The following is a 243-nucleotide window of genomic DNA, read 5'->3' as shown; positions in this document are numbered from 1 at the left end:
TCGTGGTGCCGCTGCCGACTGGTGCATCGTTGACCGGATCAATGACGATATTGACCACATAGGTATTGCTGCCGCCCTTGCCATCGCTGATGGTGTAGCTGAAGCTGTCGTTGCCGTTGTAGTCGGCTTTTGGCGCATAGCTGTAGCTGCCATCCGGATTGACGGTAACCGTGCCATGCGACGGATCGCTGGCCTTGGTGTAGGTAACGGTGTCGCCATCCACATCACTCGCGGGTGGCAGAT

1 protein-coding gene is annotated in these 243 nt (G+C 57.6%); it reads right to left on the bottom strand.

The features are described from left to right. Positions 1-223 (bottom strand): cadherin-like domain-containing protein (locus tag GCM43_RS25680; RefSeq protein ID WP_226929670.1); only part of this gene is annotated, 223 nt, incomplete at its 3' end. Between the last annotated feature and the right edge of the window lie 20 nt (positions 224-243).

The sequence above is a fragment of the Janthinobacterium aquaticum genome, from assembly GCF_009208565.1.
GTDB lineage: Bacteria > Pseudomonadota > Gammaproteobacteria > Burkholderiales > Burkholderiaceae_D > Janthinobacterium.
This window is presented reverse-complemented; position numbering and strand designations above follow the sequence as displayed.